This window comes from Paenibacillus sp. FSL K6-2859, from assembly GCF_038008265.1.
In the GTDB taxonomy this organism is placed as follows: Bacteria; Bacillota; Bacilli; order Paenibacillales; family Paenibacillaceae; genus Paenibacillus_AQ; species Paenibacillus_AQ nitricinens.
This window is the reverse complement of sequence record NZ_JBBOYU010000003.1, coordinates 202,211-228,066: the sequence shown is the minus strand read 5'-3', so window position 1 is coordinate 228,066 and position 25,856 is coordinate 202,211. Positions and strand designations below refer to the sequence as shown.

General features: G+C 39.8%; 25 protein-coding genes. 20 read left to right on the top strand and 5 right to left on the bottom strand.

The window, feature by feature from the left end; translation table 11 throughout:
• From MHB64_RS33695 to MHB64_RS33680, 4 genes are all read right to left on the bottom strand, one after another.
• The coding region (locus tag MHB64_RS33695; RefSeq protein ID WP_341136518.1) for an ArsR/SmtB family transcription factor at window positions 1-329 on the bottom strand (329 nt) is incomplete at its 3' end.
• 77 nt (window positions 330-406) lie between these two features.
• Window positions 407-1,816: a dihydrolipoyl dehydrogenase gene (gene lpdA / locus MHB64_RS33690; RefSeq protein ID WP_341136523.1), complete on the bottom strand. Its 1,410-nt coding sequence runs from the start codon at window positions 1,814-1,816 to the stop codon at window positions 407-409.
• A gap of 40 nt (window positions 1,817-1,856) precedes the next feature.
• Complete coding sequence (locus tag MHB64_RS33685; RefSeq protein WP_341136517.1) at window positions 1,857-2,495, bottom strand: CadD family cadmium resistance transporter; 639 nt, start codon at window positions 2,493-2,495, stop codon at window positions 1,857-1,859.
• A 144-nt stretch (window positions 2,496-2,639) separates the two neighbouring features.
• Window positions 2,640-3,296 carry a class I SAM-dependent methyltransferase gene (locus tag MHB64_RS33680; RefSeq protein ID WP_341136516.1) on the bottom strand — a complete coding sequence of 219 codons (657 nt, stop codon included), beginning with the start codon at window positions 3,294-3,296 and terminating at the stop codon, window positions 2,640-2,642.
• 336 nt (window positions 3,297-3,632) lie between these two features.
• Between MHB64_RS33680 and MHB64_RS33675 the strand changes: the two genes are divergently transcribed.
• The 19 genes from MHB64_RS33675 (at window position 3,633) to MHB64_RS33585 (ending at window position 22,468) form a co-directional block, all read left to right on the top strand.
• The gene (locus MHB64_RS33675; protein WP_341136515.1) at window positions 3,633-6,608 is read left to right on the top strand and encodes a Tn3 family transposase; all 2,976 of its coding nucleotides are present in this window, start codon (window positions 3,633-3,635) and stop codon (window positions 6,606-6,608) included.
• Window positions 6,601-7,308 (top strand): tyrosine-type recombinase/integrase, encoded by a 708-nt coding sequence (locus MHB64_RS33670; protein ID WP_341136514.1) that lies wholly within the window; start codon window positions 6,601-6,603, stop codon window positions 7,306-7,308. Before MHB64_RS33675 ends, MHB64_RS33670 begins: the two co-directional genes overlap by 8 nt.
• A 20-nt stretch (window positions 7,309-7,328) precedes the next feature.
• The gene (locus MHB64_RS33665) at window positions 7,329-7,700 is read left to right on the top strand and encodes a DNA adenine methylase (protein ID WP_341136522.1); all 372 of its coding nucleotides are present in this window, start codon (window positions 7,329-7,331) and stop codon (window positions 7,698-7,700) included.
• A 79-nt stretch (window positions 7,701-7,779) separates the two neighbouring features.
• The gene (locus MHB64_RS33660; protein WP_341136513.1) at window positions 7,780-8,151 is read left to right on the top strand and encodes a hypothetical protein; all 372 of its coding nucleotides are present in this window, start codon (window positions 7,780-7,782) and stop codon (window positions 8,149-8,151) included.
• Window positions 8,152-8,605: 454 nt separating this feature from the next.
• The gene (locus tag MHB64_RS33655; RefSeq protein WP_341136512.1) at window positions 8,606-10,045 is read left to right on the top strand and encodes a DNA cytosine methyltransferase; all 1,440 of its coding nucleotides are present in this window, start codon (window positions 8,606-8,608) and stop codon (window positions 10,043-10,045) included.
• 62 nt (window positions 10,046-10,107) lie between these two features.
• Window positions 10,108-10,416 (top strand): hypothetical protein, encoded by a 309-nt coding sequence (locus tag MHB64_RS33650; protein ID WP_341136511.1) that lies wholly within the window; start codon window positions 10,108-10,110, stop codon window positions 10,414-10,416.
• Between the two features lie 174 nt (window positions 10,417-10,590).
• Complete coding sequence (locus MHB64_RS33645; RefSeq protein WP_341109615.1) at window positions 10,591-11,067, top strand: DUF1292 domain-containing protein; 477 nt, start codon at window positions 10,591-10,593, stop codon at window positions 11,065-11,067.
• A gap of 621 nt (window positions 11,068-11,688) precedes the next feature.
• Window positions 11,689-12,054, top strand: a complete 366-nt coding sequence (locus MHB64_RS33640; protein WP_280788154.1) for a hypothetical protein — start codon at window positions 11,689-11,691, stop codon at window positions 12,052-12,054.
• A 232-nt stretch (window positions 12,055-12,286) separates the two neighbouring features.
• Window positions 12,287-12,820: a hypothetical protein gene (locus tag MHB64_RS33635; protein WP_341136510.1), complete on the top strand. Its 534-nt coding sequence runs from the start codon at window positions 12,287-12,289 to the stop codon at window positions 12,818-12,820.
• Between the two features lie 60 nt (window positions 12,821-12,880).
• The gene (locus tag MHB64_RS33630; RefSeq protein ID WP_094875983.1) at window positions 12,881-13,372 is read left to right on the top strand and encodes a hypothetical protein; all 492 of its coding nucleotides are present in this window, start codon (window positions 12,881-12,883) and stop codon (window positions 13,370-13,372) included.
• 67 nt (window positions 13,373-13,439) lie between these two features.
• The gene (locus tag MHB64_RS33625; protein WP_341136509.1) at window positions 13,440-14,219 is read left to right on the top strand and encodes a hypothetical protein; all 780 of its coding nucleotides are present in this window, start codon (window positions 13,440-13,442) and stop codon (window positions 14,217-14,219) included.
• A 58-nt stretch (window positions 14,220-14,277) separates the two neighbouring features.
• Window positions 14,278-14,901 carry a zinc metallopeptidase gene (locus MHB64_RS33620; RefSeq protein WP_341109619.1) on the top strand — a complete coding sequence of 208 codons (624 nt, stop codon included), beginning with the start codon at window positions 14,278-14,280 and terminating at the stop codon, window positions 14,899-14,901.
• Between the two features lie 174 nt (window positions 14,902-15,075).
• Window positions 15,076-15,456, top strand: a complete 381-nt coding sequence (locus MHB64_RS33615; protein WP_341109620.1) for a hypothetical protein — start codon at window positions 15,076-15,078, stop codon at window positions 15,454-15,456.
• A 62-nt stretch (window positions 15,457-15,518) separates the two neighbouring features.
• A complete protein-coding gene (locus MHB64_RS33610; protein WP_341136508.1) occupies window positions 15,519-15,851 on the top strand; it encodes a hypothetical protein in 333 nt (110 codons plus the stop codon).
• Window positions 15,852-16,750: 899 nt separating this feature from the next.
• Window positions 16,751-17,404, top strand: coding sequence for a hypothetical protein (locus MHB64_RS33605; protein ID WP_341136507.1), 654 nt, complete (start codon window positions 16,751-16,753; stop codon window positions 17,402-17,404).
• On the top strand, window positions 17,401-18,288 hold the full coding sequence (locus MHB64_RS33600) for a hypothetical protein (RefSeq protein WP_341136506.1): 888 nt from the start codon (window positions 17,401-17,403) through the stop codon (window positions 18,286-18,288). The genes MHB64_RS33605 and MHB64_RS33600 overlap by 4 nt, the downstream gene beginning before the upstream one ends.
• A gap of 298 nt (window positions 18,289-18,586) precedes the next feature.
• The gene (locus MHB64_RS33595) at window positions 18,587-19,450 is read left to right on the top strand and encodes a DNA adenine methylase (protein WP_341136505.1); all 864 of its coding nucleotides are present in this window, start codon (window positions 18,587-18,589) and stop codon (window positions 19,448-19,450) included.
• 80 nt (window positions 19,451-19,530) lie between these two features.
• Complete coding sequence (locus MHB64_RS33590; RefSeq protein WP_341136504.1) at window positions 19,531-21,813, top strand: hypothetical protein; 2,283 nt, start codon at window positions 19,531-19,533, stop codon at window positions 21,811-21,813.
• A gap of 61 nt (window positions 21,814-21,874) precedes the next feature.
• Window positions 21,875-22,468 carry a hypothetical protein gene (locus MHB64_RS33585; protein WP_341136503.1) on the top strand — a complete coding sequence of 198 codons (594 nt, stop codon included), beginning with the start codon at window positions 21,875-21,877 and terminating at the stop codon, window positions 22,466-22,468.
• Between the two features lie 420 nt (window positions 22,469-22,888).
• On the opposite strand, the gene MHB64_RS33580 is transcribed toward MHB64_RS33585, so the two are convergent.
• Window positions 22,889-23,386, bottom strand: a complete 498-nt coding sequence (locus MHB64_RS33580; protein WP_341136502.1) for a hypothetical protein — start codon at window positions 23,384-23,386, stop codon at window positions 22,889-22,891.
• 1,072 nt (window positions 23,387-24,458) lie between these two features.
• On the opposite strand from MHB64_RS33580, the gene MHB64_RS33575 reads away from it, so the two are divergent.
• Window positions 24,459-25,058, top strand: a complete 600-nt coding sequence (locus MHB64_RS33575; RefSeq protein ID WP_341136501.1) for a hypothetical protein — start codon at window positions 24,459-24,461, stop codon at window positions 25,056-25,058.
• The last annotated feature ends 798 nt before the right edge of the window (window positions 25,059-25,856 follow it).

Below are 25,856 nucleotides of genomic sequence, written 5' to 3'. Positions count from 1 at the left end.
AGCCTTATCATTTGTTTAAGCTGCTCATCTTCCAGTGAATAAAAAACAAGTTTACCTTCTTTGCGATACTGTGCAATCCCCATGTTCCGCAGCAACCGTAAATGATGGGAAGCCGTCGCCATCGTGGAGCCGATAATATTGGCCACATCGCAGACGCATAACTCGTCCTCATCACATAGTGTATATGCAACCTTCAGCCGCGTATGGTCGGCAAGCACTTTAAATACTTGCGCCATATCCTGAAAATCATTTTTGTTTATTTTTTCCCGGACTCGATTGACCTTATCCTCGTCATAACAAAAGATCTCGCATGTATCTTGGTTCTTCAATTCCAATCACCTCAATCTAATGTTCGTTTGATTATTATATTATGCTTTTGCCATTGGCTTGTCAAAGGCAAACAAAACTAAATATGAATGGGATGGCCAAGGGCAACTTCTGCCGCTTCAGCCGACAACTCCCCAAGTGTCGGATGCGCATGAATCGTGAGGGCTAGATCTTCCATGGTCGTCCCCATTTCAATCGCCAGGGCAATTTCCGGAATCAAATCAGATGCGTTTGTGCCGACGATTTGCCCGCCAAGGATCAAACCTGTTTTCTTATCGCCTACCAGCTTGACGAATCCCTCGGACGCACTCAAAGAGAGAGCACGCGCATTTGCCGCAAACGGAAACTTACCCACCATGATGTCATATCCTTTCTCTTTGGCTTCAGGTTCGCTAAGTCCTACGGAAGCAATTTCCGGATCGGAAAACACGACCGCAGGTATCCCTTTATAGTCGAAGGCACTTGGCTGGCCAGCTATGGCTTCAGCAACCACTTTTCCTTCGTATGAAGCTTTATGCGCCAGTGCAGGGCCAGGGATAATATCGCCAATCGCATAAATATGAGGAATAGACGTTCGCCCTTGTTGATCGACTTCGACCAGTCCCCGGTCTCCAATTTTTACCCCAATCCGGTCAAGACCGAGTTCGCCATCAGTATTGGGTCGGCGTCCTACTGTCACAAGAACATAATCGGCTGTCACTTGTTGTTCGGTCTGATCTACCGTAAAGGTAACCGTGATTTCGTCAGCCGACTGTTGGGCGGATTGAGCCATGGCGTTCGTATATACCGTAACGCCAAGGGAATCAAGATTTTTTTTGACAATCCGGGTAATTTCACTCTCGAATCCAGGCAGAATCGACGGTGAACCTTCCAAAATGGTTACGTTCGTGCCGAACTTCGCGTACATTTGGCCTAGCTCAATACCGATATAGCCACCGCCGATGACGACCATCCGCTCAGGGATTTCGGTAAGGGTGAGTGCTTCCGTGGAGGACAAAATTCGATTCCCATACGGGAATGCTTTTAATTCAATTGGGCGCGATCCAACAGCAACGATACAATCGTCAAATTGGTATCGGAGCGATTCTTGCTCATTATAGAGACGGGCTTCCCGATCATTAATAAAAAGCGCCTCCCCTTTGAAGACCGAGATTTCATGTTTTTTCAGTAAGGATTGAATACCCGATTTGAGGCGATTCACCACTTTCGACTGTTTCCACTGCTGAATCTGTGAAAAATCAATCTCAACGCCTTTCGCTTTTAACCCGGATATGCCGCTTTCCAGCATTTGTTCATAACGATGCGCCGCTGATATCAGCGCTTTGGACGGCACGCAGCCACAATTGAGACATACACCTCCGAGTTCCGATTTTTCCACCAGCAACACTTTCTTGCCGAGCTGCGCGGCTCGTATAGCTGCAACATAACCCCCAGAACCACCGCCGATTATCAACAATTGAGTGTGCATGCTTGCGTCACCTACTACCATTGTGTTTCCCTCCAATTCATCATTTCGATTTTCGTGAACGTTATCCAAACAGCCTTATGAGATATGCAAATGAATCACCATGCAGCATGATCGAAATACCTAATGCGATAAACACCAGTGGAACAATGACACTTCCGTACTTTTCCAGAATCTTTAGAATGGCCGGGAAGCTTGCCAGCCGATATGCCAGAAAACACCATACCGCGACCATCAAAAGGAACACAATCGCGATGGATAAAAGTGACGCATTCCCCTGGGTCGTAAAATACGGGATGTATATGCCCAGGTTATCCCCCCCGTTGGCAAAGGTAATCGCAGCGACCTTACTAGTTAGTGGTCCAAACAAACGGTTGTTTGAAGGTTGTGACTTTAGATCGCCCAATTTCTCAAGCGCTTCCTCTGCCTCATCTTCTTCCTCCTTTTTGTGGAACATTCGGAAACCGAGATAAATCGGTATCAGCCCGAGAAAACCGGCCCATTCGGGTGGCAAAAATGTAAAACCGAAAGCCCCTAATAGGCTCAATCCAACGAGCAATCCGAACCCAAGATATTGCCCTAGAACAACTTGTGTGTGCCGCGCTTTCTCAATCTGTGCGAAAAAGATCATCAGTACAAAAATGTCGTCAATGTTTGTCACGATGAACGTGCCGATAGCGGAAAGAATTAATGTGAGTGACATTGTGATTTACCCCATCCAATTGTAGATTCTATATGTTCTTATATCCAAATAATTATTTGATTAAACATTACAATTTAACAAAGGTTTACTCCGACCAGCTATTTGGGGCAGTAGCAGCGAAGCTAACTTCACCGCAATGCTGTTTTATTTCTTCGCTTTGTATAAAGAAAGGGTTCCGTATACTGTCATAAACCGATCAGACTCTTTTATTTCAACAAACCCGGCCTTATCGATAATTTGCGGTATCAGGCCATTTACATTATCTGCTGTCGTTTTAAAACCATCGAGGATTTGGATTGAAAGGAACGCAATGCGCATGAGCCGATTTTGCGCCTTTCCCCAATCCGCTATGTGAAGTTCACCTCGTGGTTTAAGTACACGGAAAATTTCTTTTAGTGTTCGGAGTTTATTTTCTAAAGTCAAATGATGAAACATTAGACTTGTGACAACACGATCAAATGAATGATCAGGGTAGGGGAGTTCAAACGAAATTCCTTGATTAAATACGATGTCCATTTCCTTATCCACAGCTTTTTTCTCTGCAATTCGGAGAACATTCGGATCAATATCGAGTCCGGTTACTTTTGCTCTCGGGTAAGCTTGTTTTAAAAGAAGAGTTAATGTACCAGTCCCGCATCCTAGATCAAGCACTCGCTTCCCCGGATCAACTTGAAGTTGTCTAATTAATTTGTTCTTGAAGGTAGACTCCCTCATTGTCCAGCGTAATATCGGGTCATAAAATGAGGTGAGCCAGTGAAATCGCAGGGCTGGTATAAAATCTCTATTGTCTCCTTTACGCATCTTTCACCCTCAATCCGGCCATCTTGCCAGTAGTAAGTGCATTTTGTACCTTTCGGACTTTAGGATGGTCATAAAAATCACATGAGTCCTTTTTTCACCCTAACAATCAAATGTTAATTTGATTGTTATCATACACCAAACCCTTCGTATAATCAAATATTCATTTGATTATCACTTGACTTGAGAGAAATATTCAAGTTCCGAAAATGTTTTTGGCTTCGGAACTTCGACACAATCTAATAATAATTGCCTCCTTTCAAAAGGAGAGATAGACTAACATTAAGGAACATTGTTCCGATACTGACCATTTTAGGAACTTTGTTTGGAGGGGATTACATGAAGCGTAACTGGGAGCTGGATGAGCTGATTGAACACTTTACCTTTCTGCCGAACGAGATGCAGCAAATCGGGAACAAATCGGGCGAAACACGATTGGGATTTGCGGTCCTCTTCAAATTTTTTCAATACGAAGCGCGTTTTCCCTTTCATAAATTTGAAGTTCCCAAAGCGGTTATCCAATATATTGCTAAGCAGATTGAGATGCGGCCGGAACGATACACAGAGTATGATTGGTCCGGGAGATCTATCACGTACCACCGAACCCAGATCAGGGACTTCTTCGGTTTTCGTGAGGATACGGTACAAGATGCTGAAGATGTAATCGATTGGCTCTGTACTCATGAGCTGTTCCATGGTCATGATTTTGAATACCTGGTGGATATGGTGTACAGACGGTTCCGAGAGATGAAGATTGTCCCGCCTACGCCAGATCGCATCGAGCGACTGATAAAAACGGCCATTCACACTTACGAAGGGCAGTTTTTCCAGGCCACCCTTGAAAAACTCCCCGTTGCTTCCTTGGCCAAGCTGGATGCACTCGTGGACCGCATTGCATTTCTTGATGATGAAGATTATGACGGAGTAGAGGGCTCCGATGGAATCCTTTCGTTCCAGGAATTGAAAGCCGATCCGGGAAAGCCCGGCGTGGAAAGTGTATTAAGAGAGGTTAGCAAGCTACGAACGATTCGTAATTTGGAGCTTCCGGATGAACTATTTCGGGATATCCCGCTTAAAGCCTTAATCAAGTACCGGCAGCGGACCGCAACAGAGGATCTTCGGGAATTACGTCGCCATCCCGATCCGATTCGCTACACGTTATTATCGGCCTTCTTTTGGCTCCGGTGCATGGAGATTACGGATAATTTAATTGAACTGCTCATACAGATTGTTCATCGTATTGGCGTTCGGGCTGAACGCAAGGTAGAGAAGGAAATTCTGAACGATTTGCGGAAAGTAGGAAATAAATTCGGCATCTTATTTAACCTGGCTCAGTCCGCTGTTAATAATCCGAATGGTATTGTGAGGGATGTGATCTTTCCGATCGTCAACGAGCAGACATTGAGGGATCTGGTAAAAGAGTTCAAGCATACAGGCCCGGCTTATCGCGAGAAAGTTCACACGATTATCCGCGCTTCCTATGGGAGCCATTATCGCCGCATGGTTCCTGAGATTTTAGGTATCCTGGACTTTCGTTCCAATAATGAGGTTCATCGGCCAGTGATTCTTGCGCTGGAGCTGGTCAAAAAGTATTCAAATACAGGCCAACACTATTTACCCCTATTGGAAGATGTCCCGGTTGATGGAGTCATACGTACCGTTAACAGAGAAATCATTGTAGAGAAAGACGAGAAAGGACAAGAGCGTATAAATCGTATGAATTATGAAATCAGTGTTCTGCAAGCGTTGAGAGACAAACTCCGCTGTAAGGAAATATGGGCGGTCGGTGCGAACCGATACCGGAACCCGGATGATGACCTCCCCACCGATTTAGAAGAACGACGTGAGGAAAACTACAAAGCCTTAAAGCAACCGTTGGACGCCCATGACTTTATTGAGTCGCTGAAGCAAGCGATGAAGGATGGATTGGAGAAGCTGGATCGTGGGCTTTCAAAAAACGAAAAAGTCCGGATTACTGAGAAAGGGAATGGTTGGATCAGCTTGTCACCTTTAGAACCACAAACAGAACCCGTTAATTTATCTCGAGTCAAGTCGGAGTTACTACGGCGTTGGCCCATGACGAGTCTTCTGGATATCCTGAAGGAGGCGGATCTCCGCATCGGGTTAACCGAACATTTCAAGACGGTCGCTGTGCGCGAAACGTTAGATCGAGATACACTTCAAAAGAGACTTATCCTGGCACTATACGGGTTTGGGACTAATACAGGATTAAAACGTGTGAGTGCCGGTGAGCATGGAGAAAGCTACAAAGACTTGCTCTACGTCCGGAGAAAATTCATCCATAAAGATAACCTTCGCAACGCCATTTCTGAAGTTGTTAATGCGATATTTCGCGTGCGGATGCAAGAAATTTGGGGTGACGCCACAACATCCTGTGCATCGGATTCCAAAAAATTCGGTGCGTGGGATCAGAACTTGATGACAGAATGGCATATTCGGTACCGTGGCCGCGGCGTGATGATTTATTGGCATGTGGAGAAGCATTCGACCTGCATCTACTCGCAGCTCAAGTCATGTTCCTCTTCCGAAGTCGCTGCTATGATGGAAGGATTGCTCCGGCATTGCACAGAGATGGAAGTCGAGAAGAATTACGTGGACTCACATGGCCAGAGCGAGGTTGCATTTGCATTTTGCCACCTGCTAGGATACCAGCTCATGCCGCGCCTTAAAGCTATACATTCACAAAAGCTGTATCGGCCGGAACCAGGCATGACCGATGCTTATCCGAATTTACAGCCGGTACTGACTCGGCCGATCAATTGGGAGCTGATTCGACAGCAGTATGATCAAATGATGAAGTACGCGACAGCTTTACGCCTGGGTACCGCCGAAACGGAAGCGATTCTGAAGCGTTTTACACGCAATAATTTAAAACATCCCACCTATCAAGCATTGGGCGAACTTGGTAAAGCAGTCAAGACGATATTCCTATGCGATTATCTTCACTCGGAGGAGCTGCGCAGAGAGATCAATTCAGGCTTGAATGTCGTGGAGAACTGGAACTCGGCAAACAGTTTCATTTTTTACGGAAAAGGCGGAGAAATAGCTACCAACCGGTTAGAGGATCAGGAGATGGCCGTACTGTCACTTCACCTCCTACAGAACTGCTTGGTCTACATCAATACCATCATGTTACAAAACATCTTATCTGACCGAAGATGGTACGATATGATGACGCCGGAAGACTTACGGGCACTTACGCCCCTGGTGTATACGCATGTGAACCCGTACGGAACGTTCAAACTGAATATGAGTGAACGTCTTCCCCTGGAAGGAGTGTACTTGCGTGAGTGAAAGGCGTACATCTCCAAAACGCAAAGCGAAAGAGCTGGCTAAGTATATCCGTGCGGAACGGCCAGACTATGCTTACCTTAAGAGCCTTTTCCAGCACCTTCGGGCAGAGTTGGAAGTCGAGGTGCCCAAAGCAGCGAAGAAGCTCCCCTATGTACCCACAGAAGAGGAGCTAAAGCGATATTATGATGTTATCTGGCAGGCGAAGAATTTTCAAGACATGATGATCGTTAAGACACTTCTGTATACGGCCGTTCGAGTCAGTGAACTGATTAATATCAAGTTGGTCGATGTCGATTTCCGATACTGCCAGATCCGCATTAATAGTGGCAAGGGGAAGAAAGACCGTATTGTACCATTTCCTCATTCGTTTAAGGAAATGTTGGCCATGCATGCTGATTCCATGAAGAAGAAGCAAGCAGTTTACCTTTTCGAATCATCATGGAAAAAGAAATATACGGATCGGGGAATCCGCAAAATCCTGGCCAAATATTCGGAAGCTGCCGGCATGACTCAAAATCTGTCTCCACACAAGCTACGGCATTTTCTCTTAACGTGGCTGAAAAAACAAGGCATTGATGATGCGCTCATACAACCGTATTCGGGTCATGAAAGCCGTAAGTCATTAGAAGTCTATTCCAAGCTTGCAATCACTGATGCACAGGAGGAATACAACGAGGTTATCAATAGATTTCCCATTTAATAACATCTACTTTGCGGGTTGTGTCAGCTTCGCTGGTACTACCCCTATCTCGCTGGAATCCACTTAACTTAATCGAAAGAATTAAGTTTATTCACCAAATGAGCAAAAACATCACGATTACTAATGACGATGCCTGTGAAGTCATTGAAGAAGCCTATTGGGAAAATCGCACGACACTTTATATTGATCCGCCCTATGTAAAGGCAGGTAAAGATCTGTATTTGCATTACTATGATAAAAGAGACCATATCCGGTTAAATGTGTTATTGGAATCTCTTTATCACGGAATGCCTGGAGCTGATATTGTACTGACATATGATGATGATCCTCTCATCACGGAAATTTACCAGTATCCGGAAATCTTTAAGCTCGCCCGGCGATATTCTATATAAACATCTATCTAAAGATTAGAACAGGCTATGTCGATACATAAAGTAGGTTTTTATTGGCAAACAAATTGGAGGTTAAATAGTGAGAAAAAAAGTAACTATCCCAGCTGCAGATCTTTTGAAGGAGGTGGGGTCAAATAATGCCCTAGTTGATGTTTATCTTCATCCTCACGAAAACAAGATCATTATTGTGGAGAAGAAAGAAATCACATTTTCTAATCTGAGAAGGATTATGAGTACTACAAATTTAATAGCTGATGTTGAATTGGATGCAGAAAAAAAGAATTTGATTGTCGAAACCGAAAAAGAGATCCGGTTAGGTGATGCAGACCAATTTACACTTTCTGAAAATGAAGTAAGTTATATCGGTGTAGGACAGAGCAGTAAAACGAATAGAGCGAGAGAAAATTCACTCCGTTTAAAAGCTATAAATAAACACTCTCAGTCAGAATAACAAGACGACTTTAAGCTTGGTAAGGTACTTCAATATTCTGAAAAACTTTTGAAGTTTTGTATATAATCGAGTACAATAATACTATATCCATTATTTATCCTAACCTAGTCAGATAAAAAGCCATGTACATTTAAATATGATGATGGCAGGCAATTAATCAGACAGCGGACCGTGAAAACGGGTATGGTTAAGGAAGAGCTTATACGACCGTAAAGATATTATTTACAGTAGTCGAAATTGCTAGTGTATTTCAGTAAGTCAATGGCAAGGAAGTAATCTATCTGGCCCCAGACTATTGATCTGAACTACAGTCTATTTTCAAGAGAGAACATCAAATTTAAATACGTTATAGAAAAAACGCAAATCAATGGTTTGCCTTTTTTTATATAGAGCCCATAAGTAACTCTACGGAGTGCTTATGGGCTTTTTATTTGTCGAAAGGAGTTGGGACAATATGTCACTAACATTCAAAAAAGTATACACTGTTTCAAAAAAGGGAAGGAACCGGCCGCGAATATGGCTATATGAAACCGTATCGGAGGCAGCCGGCTTTCAGATTGGCCAACCACTTTACATCAGTTTGGACGTCGAACAACAACAAATCATTGTTCAGAATGCTCCTATTTCTGACGACGATCATGTAGTTCATGTGACCGGAAAAAAGAACGAAACGTCAGGTAAGTTACGTCCGATCGTAGACACTGCTAAAGATAGTTATCGTTCGATTATTGACGTAAGCCAAAAAGCAGAAATTTGTGTTTACCGTGAAGGTGAGATAAGCAAAGTCATTATTCGACCTCTAAGATATAACTCTTTTGATAAAGAAGTATTAGTAAAACCGGATGATGAACGGATTACCACTTTTACGATCTGTAGCGGAATGGGAGTTGTAACAGCTGCCTTTCAGGAGACGGGCTATTTCACATCCGTTGGGGCAATTGAGCTTGAAGAAGACAGCTCATCTGTATATAGGCATAACTTTAAGTCCAGTTTTGTTTTTAACGGTGACTTAAGGGACTGTTCGACAGTCGCAAAGGCAGATGTAGCAATTGTAACACTGCCATGTGACAAGCATAGTCTTATAGGTGATGGTGAAGGTGCAGTTTTTAGAAATTTGGCCTTTGCGACATCGGAGCTTATAAGAGCAACAGAATGTAGGGCAGTTTTCTTCGAAAATGTTCCTCAGTTTTATGAATCGGAGGAATATCAAGATATTAAAAATCTTCTTATGAACGATTATCCATTCTGGCAGGAGCAGCGAATTGAAGCAGCTGATTTTGGTTCCCTTGCTCGGCGTAAACGAGTTTATGCTTTAGCTGTAAAGAGTGAAGAAGATTTTCTTCATTTTCAATTCCCTAGTCCCCCAAAACGTACTATTAGAAAAAAAGTACGTGAATACCTCGATCGTAAAGGAACCCCACATGAATGGAAGCCTCTTGAAAAGTGGATGCAGAGCTTCACCAGCAAAGCAGAAAAAGGAAACAGTTGGAGTGATAGAGGTTTAGCTAAGACGTTTGTAGATGAAATGGCAACGGAAATTCAGTGTATTCCAAAACGGTATACAGCTCAATCTGCTTCCTCTAGCTACCTGCTATCAGAAGATAGAAATTACTTTCGATTTTTCTCTATAAATGAGATTCTACGCATCCTATCCGTACCAGCATGGTTTGAGATTCCTGACTATATCGGGAAGATACGCCAGTATGAGATGTTAGGCCAATCCGTTGATTGTAGAGTCATAGCTTCGATAGCTAACCGATTAGCCGCAATGTTCTACAAGGTGCGAAGAAATAAGATTGAAAATTCATCTTATAAAGAAAAAGATAATCAAAAGATGAGATACTCTATTCCCATTTCTTTAAATCAGCATGGACAACTCGAACTTGTCTTCTAACTAAATCCATAAAGGGGAGTAAAACTATGACTACCAAAGAACATGACAATGAATAATTTCTTTTGCAATTCGTAAATGACGGTATGCTTTGCGATGAAGCTTCGTACTTCGAGAACTATCAATTCTTCCGTAACTCGGTTGCTTCAATCATCGATAGTTATCTTGCCGAAAATGGCCTCTGGAATGACGGAGTTAAAGAACGGTTTACTGAAGACGGCTATGTAGTAGCTTGGATTATAAAAGATAATCGTATAGAAAAATTCTGGTCGTATTCATTCGATGGGGAATTAACAGTAGCGGAGTTTGTAGAGTCGACCCTTCCCTTACCAGAAATCAACGAGACCCAAATAGGAGAGAGATTAAACGAATGAAATACACAATATAGAGGATTTCGGAGCCAAGAAAATAATTGACGTTCCCGATCTACTATCAGCAGTATTCTGATGCTATAACATTGAAGACGATCTGTGGAGTAACGACGATTCTTTAATAATTACAACGATAAATGTTGAATAAAATAAAATAACCAATTGGAGGAATAAATAATGAAAATGGTAGGTTTAGTGGATAGCTATGAAGAGGCACTGATATATGCTGAAAAGTATAATGTAGATATTTTAGAGAAGAAACCAATGGAACTCATCCTGGCTATTAATGAGTATCTGACATTGGAAGCAATCACCCTTCCTCAGCCAGCTGGGATCAGTGGTGAAGAACTCAAAGAAAAGTTGGAATTGGAAGACATAATCATTCTGCAAGACGAAGATGGGAACCAAAATCCTTATCGCCTGCTTGATCGTTTTCAAGTCGAGGAGAATTCGTATGTTTCTTTAGTACGTACTGATCAGGAAAAAAACAGTGAATATGATGTGTATTTTTATCGCTGGGTTCCTGGTGATCTGCAATTATTCGCACTAAAGGAAGATGAGTGGATTAAGGTTGAAAAGAGCTACCAGCTACAACGAGAGCAGCATAAGGAAACAGAATTAGAATACGGTATAGATACTGAAAGCGGAGAGTAATTGGCATTAGCATGATAAAAAGGCTGCTATGCTTCTGTTCATATACATCATCATCCTAGAAAATCCTCAGATAAGAGCCCGGACCTTCCGGGCTTTTTTTATATGTTGAGCGTTTCAATAATATAGGCTAAAATATAAGTATATTCTTTATTTGCTTCTTTCCTTGGAATAAGTCAGTGTCTAGTACATGAACTCATGATGTGGACCATAAGGACTTATTTGGCGGACGATTGATGGAAGGGAAAGAGCACGTGTGAACTTGACCTTGATTAGGTTTCAAGAAGACACGGAAAATGAATGCAGTCAGGTGCCAGTATTTTTTATTACTTCACTTTACTATGTTCTGTTCAAACTGTTACTACTGGGATTATTCAAGAAAAATAAAAAGATTCTACTTTAGAATACAAGAAACGCTTATTTTGCTGACTCCAGCAAATGAGCGTTTCTTTTTTTATATACAAAAAAGTCGAGAAAGATGGGATAAAAATGACGAAAAACTGTACCTGTATTAACGCTAATTGCCTTTGTGATAAATTGGCCGAGATTTCAACAAACCAATCAAATGGTTTAGAAGCTGAATAAAGCTTTGACTCGAAATACTCATTATAGGGGGAAATCACATTGAGAAATAAGGAAATTATGGAGAAAGTGATAAAACTAGATACACAAACTTTATTTAGTAGAGAACAAAGCGCGCGGGTTATGGTGCAGATTGCTATTATACGTAAAGCCTTTGGCGTTAAAAATGATGAAACAAACAAGCCTGTTATAGACTATGACAGAGAACTTATATTAACTGATGATAAAATAAGAAAAGAATATGAGCAATATTTAAAGTTTTTGAAGTGGTCAATTGAAAAAAAGGATTTAGATAAAGAAAGAGAATTTAAAAATCAGATCAATTATTTTATTGACGGTGTAGACTTTTTCCATAAAGGTTTAGCTGATGAATTTAAAAAAGATGTATTACAGTACGTAAAAAGCTAACACTCATTTCATCAGTACATGGAGATTTAAAATGAATTGGACAGATGCTAAAAAAAAATTGATAGCAAAATTAGAATTAGAGAAACAGCAACTACAGTATGAATCCTGGTGAATGCTGTATGAGCACAAAGGAACGTCTTATCTTGAATGCTACAGCTCATGATTTTGCAAATCAGTTGAGGGTAACCTCGAAGAGTTGAGACGGAATAAGCAGCAGTTCAAAGAGAGCAGAATGTTATCGAAATTGGGTTCCACTAATAGGAATCTGGCTCTTTGGAATGAAGCTTGCTCTCAATACAAGGAATTAGGTCCATTTGCTTACTACCACTCTATACAAGATAATCATGCAATTGGAATGCGCGAATTTGAATCTGATCTAGCTATTCGAATTGGATCTATAGGCTATCGCCGTATCAATAAATTTACTGAATCAACTTGGTTTAATGAGGACAACTCTTTATTTGGAGGACGCGGTTTTGACTTGCTCCTTCCAGATGGGAATCGTGTGTACATGGACGCTGAAGTTGAAAATAAGTGTTTATACATTTCTCAAATTAAGGTGAAAGAAAAAGGGATTGGGCTAGGTAACCGAGTTATGGAATTGGTAAAGGATCTAGTGCTGAATTCTGAGTATATTCAAAGAGTAGAAGTATACAAAGTGACGAACCATGCATTTTTTCGGAAATTTCAATGGTTGAAGGAGAAAGAGTTTGGTGATTTTATTTCTTCTACTAATCAGGCAGCTCATTCCAATTTAATTGTGTAGCTGCTGTAATCAAATACACGGTCATATGGTTCAACCATCTGATAGAAAGCGAGGCTTAGTATGTCTAACCTACAATTCGATTTGTATTTCTGTGACCAATCTGTTATTGAACTCCATGGTCTGCATAATCTTGGCTATCCAGTTCACCCGGACAGTAACGAGAATATATATGTCTTTAAATATGAAAGTGATTCAATTTGGTACAGTAAATTGAACTGGACTTTAGAGGATATAGATCGTGCATGGGTTCAAGTAGTGGGAGAAATTGATCGTTCCTCCATTCATCCCATTGATCAATTCAAAAGAAATGAGAAGCAGCAGGCAAGCGGTATAACTCGAATCTTTTTAAAAGAAATTTTGAGACGAAGTGCTGAGCGAGCAGATAAAAGAACAAAAGAAAAATTGGAGAATGAAGCTAGAGAGAAACGCCTGGAAGAGGAGAGAAAGCGGGTCAGAAAAAATCTAATGAGACCTTTTTTAGCTACTCGTAATCCGGTATGCATTCAACATGTATACGGCACAACATTGGATGAACATGCAAAAAGCGTGTAACTAAATAAAGTTGCAACGGGCAGCCATAGGCTGTCCGTTTTGCTTCTCTAAAAAGGAGAGAATTATTATGAAAGCAATCATTGAAAAGCTCATTGGATTGATGATTGAAATGGGTACTCCTTTCGAGGAAATTGAATCGGAGGGCTTCATTTCATATTCAAATGTCAAACTGATATTAAGCCGGGATATATCTCTTGATCGTGTTCATTGCGCAGGGGCTTTTCCGTTAAGCACACGGTGGCCATTTTACTCGTGCAGTATCATGATCAGTGGCGTTAATGGAGAGGGTAGTCACCTTTTTAGCGAAACTCCGTCCCAGCAGTTTACCGATCACTTGGCAAATGCCATAGAACAGATAAAAACAGCTTATCTTGAGGAGCCGGAATTTCCATACCAAGTTACTCAAGATATATTGTTCGATACTATTGATCGTTACAATTCGAAACCAACCTTCGAAGATTATCGGTTAAAACAAACGCTTACAAAACATTATAAAGTTATGAACAAAGAATGGAGACAAAAAAAGAAAGATAAACAGAGAAAGAAGAAAAACATCATTGACCGTTTGATGAAACTCAAAAATAGTCTGCCCTACTCAACTCGCAAGGATATTTTAGCGAAAAAGGGTGTCCGACTTATTCAATTAGCAAACGGTTTGTTTAAAGCTGATGATATTCAAAACTCCCAGAATTATTATTCTGGGTATGGCGCTACGCGGGAAAGAGCATTACATCGATTGGAAAATCACCGCAGGATTTTTTCTCCTGAAGAAGATATTCACTTCAATAACTCTTCACAAGAAATTCTTGATGATTTTGATGTAATTGAAATAATTGTCCTTGGCTGAGCACAATCTTAATATACTGAGATGCTGTAAAGGGCTCTTACTTAAGGAGAAATGAATAATGCTAATGTGGCTTTTCATCGGTGTGCTGCTTTTTATCATCTGGACGGACTACAATATGAAAACATGTATAGGGAAATGGCTTCATATCACCAATCGATCCGGAAAAACAGGATTCGAAGTTGCTAGACAGCTCATTAACAATAATGGGCTAAAGCATGTTGAGCTTCAGTTGCTAAGTGGCGAAAGAAAAATAAACGATCATTATAACTCCATTCAAAGGTCCGTTTTTTTATCTGAGAGAGTTTATTATGGAAATTCCATTGGAAGTATAGCCGTTGCTGCCCATGAAATCGGACATGCCGAGTGTCATCGGGATAGGAACATGCTAATGCGAATCCAGACTAAGCTATTACCATGCGTAGCTTTCTCAATCACGATAATTCCAATAAGTCTGTTCTTCGGTCTTTTATTCAGCCATGAACTACTAACCCTTTCAATGGCACTCTCGCTGTTTGTCGTTGGATTTCGAATCTTAACCCTTATGGTTGAGTTGGATGCTAGTAGGCGTGCTTTCACTTTATTGACTAAACACAATTGTATTAGTCCCGAAGAACATATGGGCGTAAAACAAACGCTTCAAGCAATGGCACTAACTTATGCTGCTGCCATTTTTAGGTGGTAATTAGACATATGTTTTATGACAAATGAGGGAGAAAATAAAAGAAACCACATTTAAAACGTAAGAAAAGAGAACATTCCTAATAATAAGGAAGTGTTCTCTGCTATGTTCAAATACATTTAAATTCCTAAAAATGTGTACTTAATACAAAAAAATAATTAGAAGGATGGTTTTATAATGACGCTTTTTTCACAAACCATTGTTTATCAAGATGCTTGCTCCTTTTTACAACAAAATAATATCGAATGGGTAAATATGCCCTTTTTAAAAGAAAACATTAATTTCTCGTGTATGATGCAGCAATTCAAATCAACTACAGTCGAACTCATTCAGTATGGAAATCTTAGTTATTCTAAAAAGGATATTTTACAGTTATCGACTGAAATTCAGGGTACCCTTGGAGAAATTAAATTTATTGAAGGAAGCATCGAAGGATATTACCTTACGCTAATCATGGACTCTGGTCAGGTAATAGAGGTAAAAACATTTGATGAAACCCTATTGTCAAAAGTCATCAACTGGATAGAAAATACAGCTGAAACAGTTTATGTTGCGTAAACTTCTTTTTTGTCTACAGCTGTAGCCACAGTCTTTAATTAAGATTAAAGGAGCGATCTAATATGAATGAGATGGTGTGTAAGCATCAGCGGCATGAAGTGCAATCTCTACTGAAAAGTTTAACTCCGAACGGTAAACTAATAATTGCTGAAAAAGTTGGCATTCTTGTCAATCAGAATATACTAAATATGGATGACTTTCATGAAATACGCTCAGTAGTTGTTAGGGGAGCAGTCAACTGGTTTTACGGTCTTGAAACTCACCCGCGTGAAAAACTATGGAGTATACTTAAGGACGTAGTGAAGGGAGCATCTACAGTGAACTTATCGATAACCGAGTACTTACAAAATATGCTTGATACATTGGATTATGATGGGTTCAGGAGTTTATCTTAAACCAGCAAGAAGATATCGAGAATATAGAAATAATCGAACTATTGCTGACAATCCCCGTTAATCACGAGCAAGTTAAGCAACGGCCTGCCTTTTACAGCGAAGTAGTAAAAGCAGCTGAAAGGGTTGAGGAACAAATTAGTTTACGAAAAGCCATTAGACTAGAGACGATTAGAATTGCTTTAGAAAATTAATAGCCCTAGTAAACCAGAATTAATCTTCAGTTGCAATTTATAAATGGATTTTAGAGCAACGGCAGATGAAGAATTATCTAAAATCCACATTAAAGCCACTTGCAGACACACAATGTCTGTAAGTGGCTTTTTTTACAGCAGCACAGTTGCAGTAAATGTGGTGAGAAGGTAGGTAAGTATAGTCTGATAGTTGGCCGGGATCGGTGCCTAAAGCTCTCAGAAGCTGCAGGCACCCTCACAGATCACGGAGCCTTACCAGATTCACTTAGCGTACTAGATCTCCTTGAAGAACAAGGTGACAAATCGATGATGTTTGTCGAAGCGCACAATAAGACTATTTCCTTTTGCTAAGAAAAAAGATACAATATAGACAGATACACACTTTTGTACTTCTTTTAGTCTGGTTAATCTATGTACGCCTTTGCGACGATAGAATAACAAGCCAAACAAAGGACTTCCTTGTTTCAAATCGGAAGGAGAATGAAGTACAGTCATGGACATGAGCTAAACCTATTAGATTTCATGATGATGACACAGGCGACGCCGAATTGTAGTCATTCGTAATAATTGACCTCAATTTGATAAGATTCGCCGGAAGTAAGGTCTTATCACTAATTTAAAAACAAAAATATCGCTAACGATTACAACACCCTTATCCAATTGGATAGGGCTTTTTTGCGTTCAGCGATCAAACAAGGAGGAAGACTAGTGACCACAATGTCAAACTGCATTAAAACGGAAAGTAGTTCAGAAATACTTGGAATAGGGGTTCAAGATTCCGTTCAGATGATTTGTGATTTTTGCCGCGAGCCAGCTGATATAGTATTGAATGGTTTAGGCCAGTACTGTAACCGTTGTATGGGTCATTGGAAAAGAAATTACAAGATAACTACCGAAGAACATTCTACCCGTCTTACTATGAATTCTTGGACAAATTCACCATACGAAATCAGTAAGAGGCTTTTAGAGGGTGGAGATGGTATCGTAGCTCAGCTTTATTTTGGACCTATGGCTTCCATCGATATGAAAATCAGCTGGCGTGGTTTAGATCTATATAAACTATCAATTTTCGCTGAATTTGCAGAGGAGCCAGAGTTATATCCTGAAGGAACAGATATTTACGCTCTTGGTTACGACGAAGGTCCTTTATATCGGCTCTATATGATAAATGATTTCTCAACTGAAAAAGGACTATTCAACAATAAGCTTTTTTTGAAAGATCAGGCAATCGATGCTGCTGAGGAATGGCTTCGAAAAGAGGCTGGAAAAATCGTATATAATAAGACCGCTGTACGGTGGGTTCGTAATGGGGACACGGTGAGCAAAATTCCTGTACTTCAATCTAATGTGGTGGAGTTGTGAATAGAATTGCAATTATAACCGAGTCCACTGCTCGCCCAGAAGAACCAATGCAGGCCTTTCAATTTTTCCAAGGAAAACAAAGTCGATGGGTCAACACGGTTATTCAGTATATGTTCGAACGTAGTTTTCCAAGAGAAAATATTTTCTTTGTGAGCTTTTATGGGCAACGGATCATTGGTTTTGAAGAAATTGTAGATCCTTATCCGTTGCAGCGTTATCATGCAAGGAAAAGCGAAGCAGAATGTCTAGCCAGAAAAGTCCTAGATCTTGTTCTCTCAATGAGTGACCTACCTTTGGTAGAAATTCATACAGGCAGGACATTGGCTGATCCGCTAAAAAAACTATTTGAAGAAAACGGTATTTCCTATCGCATTTATGCAGATGGAGTACCTTTAGGAAGTAAGCCTAACGCTTATCTTGATTTAATTGAACAGGAAAGAAGAATGCAGAAACAAAAGGACATTCAGCGTGATAAACGGAACTTAATCTCTTGTATTGATTACTTGAATCCCCAGGAAGCCAGCTTCCTGGTTTCTGCATATGGAAAGCAGGCACAGCAGCTCGGGATTGAAAGTAACATAGAGGAATTAAAACTGTTGTTGAGTGCTTATCGTCAAAAACAGAAAGATGAGAAAAAGGCTGAGATGGACTTCGAAAGCACGCTGCAGCAAGAAGATCTCGAAGGAACATTGCGTGCGTTTCTGCAATCAAAGCAATCTCTTGCCGACCTTTATAGAGATGAGAAACTTGAACATTTCAAAAATGCATTTGGTCGAACAATTGCAAAATTCACTGTATTCTTACTCAAAAAATCCTATGTGATGACCGCGGAAAGTAAAATCAGCGCGTCCATGTTAAGAACCCAGATAGCCTTATTGAAATGAGAAGGAAGCAATTTTCATAAAAACTGTCGTAGCTGATAGAGAAAATCTGGAGGAATTGTATGAAAGAAGGTTCCCTAAAAGCCTATCATCACACTCTCTAACATAAGGTGCAAGAAGGAACAGCTCGTCTTTATGAGGCGTCTGTTTAGAGGTTCATTGTAGCCCCCTTCAGGCGAAGCCCCCTACTGGGGATAAGTAGCACTTATTACAGCGAAGTCGAGGCTGTATAAGAGGACAAACAGAGTCCTGCCTTTTCCATATCGGATATTAATTCATATGGAAAACGGGAGAGATTGATATGGCTATTAACTATTATGAAGTGAATCATCCAAAGAATTGCCTACGTTGGTTTGGCGGCAAGAGTATACTAGCTCCACACCTTCAACCGCTTGTTCCAGAGCATCATTGCTGGGTAGAAGTTTTCGGTGGTGGAGGACATATGACACTCTCTAAAAAACGGAGCCGTGTAGAAGTCTTTAATGACATTGATCAGGACTTGATTCATTTTTTATTAACGCTGCGAGAGAACAGAGGCGCAATGATAGAAGCACTGCGATCTCTACCAACGAGCCGTTTCATTTTTGAGCAATGGCAGCACGATGAGCTCCCACAGGATCCCATTGAAAGAGCAATCAGGTGGTTTTACATCTTGAGAAATTCAATTATTCCAGCAAGTGGGATTAAAAGTGGTTGGCGCTCAGGTAAGGTTAAAAACACAGCACTGGATTATCAAAGTGCAGTATCTAAGTTAGAATCTTTCGAAGAGCGGTTTCGTACTGTTATGATTGAATGCCTAGACTATAAAGATATAATCAGACGCTATGATGGAAAAGAAACTTTTTATTATATCGATCCTCCATATTTCGGAAAGGAACACTTTTATAAAGGAAAAATGGAGCAAGACCTCGAAAATAAAGAAACTCAGAAAAGTCAGCATGTTGTACTAGCTGAAATGTTGAATAATATCCAGGGAAAATGCATGGTTTCATATTATGGAGACCCGACAATTTTAGAATTATACAAAGATTGGAATTGCATAACCTTTGAATCCAAAGTTGGGAGAGTGGCCAAAGCAGAATATGGTCAGACGCGAAGGGACGATGTAGAGTACGTATTTATGAATTATTCCCCTCCCCAAAAAGAACAAATCGCCCTATTTTAATAGATTACGACATCAACAAATAAAGAGAATCGCTCATGTGCGGTTCTCTTTTATTTGTTCCATCGAAAGGAGAAGTTCAAATGCCCAATGGAGAGTCGATGGTTCAAGAAGAAACAGCTCACGTAATTAAAGGCTCACATGCTCAAAAATACGCCTTTCGTATAGCAAAAAACAAAATCACCCCAGAAGGTAACATCTCTAGGCATAACAATCAGACCAGAAAAATATGGAGCTATTTAAAAAATAAGGGCTGGGATTATTTTGGTAGTGTACGTGATTGGACAGCAGTATTTGGTTGCCAAACCCATTACCTTGTAATTCATCATTTTATAACAGATAAGCCGATTAATGACCTAATGGGGAGTCCAGAGTTATCACTTAGGTGGCAAGATTTACTTCTCTATGAGGAACAACTACCAGTGGCAGCTTTAGCATACGGACTTGAAGAAGTCTTTGGGATGAATTGTATGATTCCAGTCCAATCATTCACTGATGCATATAAGCAGGAAGCATGCATTGGCAGGATCAGTGAACGACTAATATCTCCGAAGCACAAATTAAAACTGTGGTTTCAAAATGATGATTTCAGCCTTCTTGTTGAAATCTATTTTGGAAAGCAACCATATCCGCCTTATGGCATCTATAAACCGATGGAGTGGCCTAATCTTAACCCGGTTACTAAATACGAGAAGCTTAACTTGTTTGAGATCGAACCATTTATCAATGAGAGTGCACTTAAAAGCGACAGTAAAGGTGAATTCATGGGGATAGAAGAAGATGTACCCGAAAATCTTCTGCAGGATACTATATCCTCAATTAAACAAGCATTTGAAGACAATCCTATCGTTGTCATTGCATTTAGCGGTGGGAAAGACTCATCAGTGCTGCTACAGTTGAGTGTTGAATTCGTACTTAAAAATCCGGAATACCAGGATAAACTGTTTATTGTAAGTGCATCGACAGGTATTGAAAATCCCATCATTGAGACCCATTTGCGTAGCGTTCGCAATGCAATAATCAAGACTCTTAATAAGCGTTTTGTAAATGGATTTTCAGAAGATCGCTTTGTGATAGTGGAACCAGATATTGATGAGCGTTTTCTAGTCTGCATCTTTGGGAAATCATATCAACCCCCTTCCGTTTTTTATAAATGGTGCATTTCCCGGTTAAAGATCATGCCGGCTAGGAAGGACTTACTTCGTTTTTCGAAAGAAAAAATTATATGCCAGTTACTTGGTGTACGGAGTATGGAATCCTCTGCTCGATCGCGATCAGTACAATCTCATTTTGGAGTAGATTTTTACGGTGAGCATGTAGTTCATAATATACGGACTGCCGCTCCGATCAGAGCATGGTCAGCTACTGATATTGCTACCTATCTGGTGCGTTATTCATCTCCCTGGAGTGAGGAATATTCTAACCGCCGATTAATTGATATTTATGGTTTCGCTTCAGGTGCTATGGAATGTCCTATCGGCGCAATGATAACGAACGAAAATGATGCTATCAAAGGCTGTGGAGGTAGCTCTGCAAGGTTCGGTTGTGTATTTTGCTCTGTGGTAAAAGAGGATACTTCTCTTAAAAACTTGGTAAATGTCTACCCGGATGAGTTGGGAGGATTTTATCAAATGAGAGGATACTTAAAAGCGACTCAAGATCTTCGCTATGGCGGATTTACAGGTTACCAACGCAAGCGACGTTTTGCAACTTTTGAACCTGGATTTGGAGATCTTACGGTGGATCACCGTGCACTCCTATTAGAACATTGGAAAAGGCTTGATCTGCCTATGCTGGAAGACGAAATTTTGGCAATCTCCAGAATGGTTAAAGAGAGAGAAGTCTCTGAAGGTAATCCCATATCAGAACGCTTCTGGAAAGCTCTCTACGCGCTCCTTCCGGTTCACCCTGGTCCGTTTTCCGGTGCGATGTTTGATCCTCTCTGGGAACCTGCATCTTTGCTTGATGCAAAGGGGGGCAAGGTCTTTCAGGATACAGTAGGTATCGACCGTTGTACACAAGAAGATCGGGACTGGATTGCCAGGCATAACCGAGTATGCGATGAGGTAAGATCACTAGTAAAAGGTCAATTGGTATTTATTCATTTAAATGGATATACAATTGAGGGAGAGTTTGATGGCTTATTGAGAGATGTTCATCAACGTCTCCATTGCTTATCGATCCGGAGGTTTGCCTATCGGAAAGATATCAACCTCAGTGAGTGGAAAGTTAATGAAGACAGCCATGAAATACCGCTGGCTTATATTCACGAGTTACTCATTATCACTGAAAGAACGATCGAACGGCAACAATATCAATATCAATTAATCAGTAACGAAATAAATCAACTGACATTTGAATTCTAAAATCAAGTCCTCAATGTAGCTATAAGCCTAGGATGACTTTAAATTTGAAAGGATGATAATAATGAATGAGCAAATGACCTATAAAGTAGAATTGACCGAAACTTATCCTGATCTTCTTGGTTCGAGTGAGGTAAAACGATTAATAACTATTGGAAAACGCGTAAGCTATCTTTGTAAATTGAGTAACGTCATAATGCATGCCAGAGTTATTAATATTTATCTTGATAATGTATTCGTTCGAAACGAGGATGACCTCTCTATAACAGATCATAAATCTACAGATTTAGAACTCGTATCAGCAGATATTCCGGAGCCAAAAGAAGTCTCACATAAAGACCTAGGAATCTATTTAATGCTATACCCATTCCCGGAAGCAAAAAGCCAAATAGAGTGGTTTAACAACTGGTCTGATTATCACTTCAATCCTTTGTACTTTTTTCTTAATGGTCAAGTTGAACGCTTATTGAACGATAATCGTTTTGCTTGGATGAAGCAAGCAGAAGAATTTCCATATTTCAAGCTATTATTTGAACGTTTTACCGGCTTGATATTGCCTAACTGCTGTAGTTCCCTGGAACTGAAGAAATGTTTGACTACAAGTGATAATCCGGATGAAGTTTATTGCGAAGATAATCAAATGACCTTTAGTTTATAGGCATTCAGAGTTTTTAAAAATTCGATAGAATGAAATACACATCTGTAATGAAGAGAAGAACCTATTCCAATGGGTTCTTCTCTTTTTTCGTATTGGAGGACGAATAATGACCTGTGAAAAGCTATCTTTCTTAGCTGACTTGTCGATAGGAATAGAGACACAAAAGGACGAGGGGAAGAGGTAGACCTCCTGGAGCAAGTATGGGGCTAAACTTAAAAAGCATCATATTCGACCAGCTTGGCCATATTATCTTGGGTATTCAAGGTTATCCTGCAGATCATGTATATTTTTTTACTCCCAATCTACATCGGATGACACAACATTTAAAGCCGGATAGGCACATCAAGCTTGTTAAGATTGAGTAGCTGCTTCAAGCGTTGACCTGCTTAATTTGAAAGGCCGTTCCTAATGGAGCTTTTTTTATGATATAGTCTCGATAAAAGGGTAAGGAACATCAGGCAACTTACGTTTTTTCCCGTAATAATCTATTACGACATATTGGGAAACCATATGATAACGTCCAGATCTATATATGAGGCCGGCAGCTTTGTACTCATCCAACTTATGGTCCAAAATATCCTGTTTGATACACCCTTTAGGTAACTGGTAGATACGTTCCCATTCACTGGATAACTGATTCTGATAAATGGTTTGAATGCAGGCTTCACATATGATATAAGATGGACCGACCTGACGGTAAGTTTGATTTCCGTCTAGATATTTTTTACATTGATTACACCGTATAGTTGTTCGAAAGGATTGCATCTTGTAAAGGCGAGCTTCAGTATCTTTAATTTTTGAATTCAAGTCAATAATGATTTCTAACCGGTAGGGCATTTCTGTTGGAATTGTTTCTGCAATTTCTCTTAGCCTTTTATATTCTTCGATTTTAGTTTTATAGTCACCAATGAGATCCATTATGATGATTATCTCCTTTCGAAACTCGAAATCGTGTTTCTATTATCCATGAAAACACAAATATGCGTAAACCGTATTTTTCACTAGAATAATTATACTCCAATTCGTGTAAATTAGAAATAATCATACACGAATTAAAATATCTTTATTCGTTTCTCTTTCATTACTCATTGAGAGGAAGAAAGAAATAGCTTGATATATAAGGGGTTTTGAAGAATTAAGCACAATTTTCTCCAGTAAGATAACATTATGTTGTAAATTATTCATGGTAATAAATTTCTTCAAAATAACCGATGAATTTCTACTTAATACACAATCAAAAAGATACTTTTAGGCGATGAAAAGGAAAATCCACTCGAAATATTGAGTGGAATACTGTATTTTGTAGTAAATAGAGGCGACTTGTCTCCGCTTAGTTAAGAAAGCTGTAGTGTAAGAAACATTTCAAATGAATTTATATACGATAACGTGTAAATCATAAAAATCTATATACGAATTATATTATATCATTTCATTTCTTTCTCTTCACTAATGAGGGATAAGAAAGAAATCCGGTGATATATAAGGTTTTTTTATGCAATAACGGTTAATCCTGATGCTTAGTGATTGCAGGTGTATTAGAGCGCCGAAATCAAAAGGTGCGTGATAGTAGAGTGACGAAGTCGTAGAGCAAGCGCACCACCGTTATTGGTGTTTACACATTTAGCAGACTTGTGATTGGGTAGCCAGTTAATATAGTCGAGCTCCTAAAATATAGTGCTGTGCTCTAACTTGTTGGATAAAATAGGAATATTATTAAAAATACATGCTTATACTACTATTATAGTTTTAGATAAAAGCTGCTGCTTCAAAAAAGCCGAGAGAAATCTCGGCTTCTTTTTGTCTAAAAACATGATAAATGACTTTTGTATCTTTATATATACTATTCTGCTTTACATTGAGGATGGTTCGGCGGCACAATAGAACTATTGTAGTTAAGAAAAACGTCTTATTTTCTTACAGACAGTATTAGTAAGCACTACAGAACTTCTCATAGCTTGAATTACGAATAAAATGGAAGGTGGAATTAAATATGATATTTGAACCTCTCATAGGTAGTGCGAAACGTGAGCTGACTTTACCAGAAGTAATTGATATAATTATTCATCGGAATAAAGGTATACAAGCCTTCTGGTCAAGTTCACATGAATGGGCTTCTACGGCTGCAGCAGACGTGTTAAATGAAGCTCGTTTAGACTGGCAGGTATCCTTATCATACACATTAAAAAGATGGCTAGAGGTGCCTGATGCGGATGATCCTGAATACGATGGTGCCCTCATCTTAGCCTGGGCAAACCTTGGAGCACTAACGGAAAACACACTGAAATTTTTCTTGAGCGTTTATTTTGATGATTATATGACAGATCAAGATGCTATTAAGCTGCGTCAAAAGATTTTAAAGCCGGGAGACGCAAGTTTCGAAGCTCTTCGGATTTTCTATTATAAGAAGATATGGGATGACAATAACAAAAAAGAACGGAATAATGCCATCCAGACAATACAGCAACGCCGTAATGGAATCCATGCGTTCAATAATCGAAATCTAGCTGCCTTTAAAGAATTTCACGAAGCCATTTTCTACTATAGGGATATATTAGAAGAGCTTATCACTAGAGTTCCGTTACCTGAATAAATATATTTTTAGCTAAAAGTTCTCACATAAGTGAGGACTTTTTATATATGTTTGTAGGTCACATTAAGGGGAGATCCGTACGAATCAGCTCTGAGGGAGTATTGTGCGAAGAAGGATTAGGCATTGCATTAAAGTCCTTGATATATAAGGGCTTTTTTTTAATGCAACCAGATCTGCTTCAATAAAACCTGAAGCAAATCTAGTTGCAAACCGCACGATTGAAGCAAAACCAATTGCAAAAAATACAATGGTTTCTATAATTCGACTGAATTAGAATCAACGGACAACAGCCTGAAGAAAAAAGATGTTTCCTTAGTTCCTTAATAGTGTTTATGTGCAGATAATAATGTACAATTATGGTGATATTTTTTCGGAGCCATTTCAGTTATAGTATTGTAATCCAAATTGTTGAAATGAGTTTATGGAATGTACGATTGTTGATGGTGATTATGTATCCTCTAACGAGAATAACGTTTTCGTCTTCGCTTTAACAAAGAGGTCTTAAACAAAGAGAGAAAAGAGAGAAATAGAAAGACCCCATCATTTCTTTTTCGTATAAGCTCCAGCCGCGAAAAATTAAAAGTAATGATTTTGGTGAACTCAGGTTATTCATTTTACTGGGGTCACCCACAAATTGAAGATCAAGACAGCGTAGACAGTGCTAAATGGGAAGTTGACGAAAAAATAATTGAACGGACCGAAGAGATACTTCTAGAACCTCATCTCGTGGAGCAGAGCGAGAAAAGGTAGTATCTCAAGTGGATGTCGAAAAGGATCATCAAGATAAACTTTTTGGAG